The sequence below is a fragment of the Citrobacter sp. Igbk 14 genome, from assembly GCF_028069825.1.
GTDB lineage: Bacteria > Pseudomonadota > Gammaproteobacteria > Enterobacterales > Enterobacteriaceae > Citrobacter.
The window spans coordinates 1-2018 of sequence record NZ_JANEWM010000133.1; the positions used below are offsets into that span (position 1 = coordinate 1).

At 44.5% G+C, this 2018-nt stretch carries 1 protein-coding gene; it reads left to right on the top strand.

Annotation, left to right across the window (positions count from 1 at the left end):
* Positions 1-82 precede the first annotated feature (82 nt).
* Positions 83-1273, top strand: a complete 1191-nt coding sequence (locus NNN64_RS22735; RefSeq protein ID WP_271442871.1) for a tyrosine-type recombinase/integrase — start codon at positions 83-85, stop codon at positions 1271-1273.
* Positions 1274-2018 lie beyond the last annotated feature (745 nt).

Sequence of the window (2018 nt, forward strand, 5' to 3'; positions counted from 1 at the left end):
ACTTAATTAAAAACAGATAGTTAAATAACTTTTCTGAATTTTTTACAACATGGTATTTTTTGATAAAGGAAAACAATAAACCATGTTGACTGACACCAGGCTGCGTCACCTTAAGCCGAAGGAGAAACTCTATAAAGTTAATGACCGTGATGGTCTGTATGTTGCGGTCACTCCGGCTGGAACGATCTCATTTCGTTATAACTATTCAATAAACGGAAGACAGGAGACCGTTACTTTTGGCCGCTATGGTGTGGGAGGAATCACGCTTGCAGAAGCTCGTGAACGGCTCAATGAAGCCAAAAAAATGGTTGCCAGTGGAAGATCGCCTGCGAGGGAAAAAGCCAGAGATAAAGCGCGTATCAAAGATGCGGAGACTTTTGGTGCGTGGGCTGAGAAATGGTTACGCGGTTATCAAATGGCTGAATCGACGCGTGATATGCGGCGTTCGGTATATCAAAGGGAGTTGAAGTCAAAATTTGCGCAGCAGAAATTGACCGAGATTACACATGAAGACTTACGCGCATTAACCGATAACATTGTCGAGAGAGGGGCACCGGCGACAGCTGTGCACGCCAGAGAGATTGTATTGCAAGTCTATCGCTGGGCTATTGAGCGCGGTCAGAAGGTTGAGAATCCCGCTGATCTGGTACGGCCTGCAAGCATAGCGAAATTTGAGCCTCGTGACAGGGCATTGACGCCAGTTGAAATTGGTCTGATGTATCGGTACATGGAACGGGTAGGAACGACGCCATCAATCAGAGCATCGGTTAAACTATTGCTGTTAACGATGGTACGTAAAAGTGAGCTTACTAACGCAACCTGGAACGAGATCAATTTTAGTGAGGCATTATGGACGATACCAAAGGAGAGGATGAAACGACGTAATCCACATTTGGTTTTTCTTTCCAGACAGGCAATGGATATTATGATTGCTCTCAAAACCTTTGCCGGTAGCTCTGATTTTATCCTTCCTTCGCGGTACGATTCCGATGCGCCAATGAGTAGCGCTACTTTAAACCGGGTTTTGACACTGACGTATCGTCTGGCTCAGAAAGAAGGGGAGTTGTTGCCTAAGTTTGGTCCCCATGACTTACGGCGTACTGCCAGCACCTTGCTACATGAGACCGGGTACAATACTGACTGGATTGAGAAGTGCCTTGCCCATGAACAAAAGGGGGTACGAGCTGTTTATAACAAGGCTGAATATCGTGAGCAGAGGGCTGAGATGCTACAAGATTGGGCGAATATGATTGATGAATGGACTAGTAAGTAGTTAACAATCAGTATGTTAAATGGATATGCTTCTTTTATCTACGCCAGGAGAGCAATTTTAGCCGCTAAAATTTACTGAATCTTTACTGGTTTTATCTGGATTGCATAAAAGGAAAAATAAGAGTGCCTGAGTTGTCTGTAATTATACAATGGATGAATCAATACCCTAAGACCGGCTGGCTATTGCTGTGTATCTATATTGTACTCGGTGTAGTTCGTCACAGAGTAATTAATGCTGAATCTGGAAGCGTATTTCGTGGACTACTTAATCTTAGGAAGCGCCGGCTAGAGCAAATGCTGACACAGCCATATTTGAATAAAAATGCGGTCCGTCTGGCAAAGCGTGAGCTTCGTCAGCGCAGCCTTTATCGGCTCACAGGCTTGTATAATTATCGGCTGCAGGATTTGGCTGTAATAATGTGTGATCGTTATGGGTTGCGGGCTGGTTATCTCAAGCCGTGGCGTAACTGGCTCGAAGAACGGGATGGACGGATTGTGTTCAACAGGAAATGGCATTGTTTTCGCTGGCGTCTTTTTCTGGCGGGTCAGATTGCAAACACAGTTCTACTAATATTATTCATTATGTATATAGTTTCTCATTCTTCGGCCGAAATGATCGTGTAAGTATCCCGCATAATCGTGCCATTCACATTTAGAGATCCTCCGGCATAATCAATCTGCCAACAAAGGAGATCGCTATGCGTAAAGCCCGTTTTACTGAGCATCAGATCATTGCCGTAATTAAA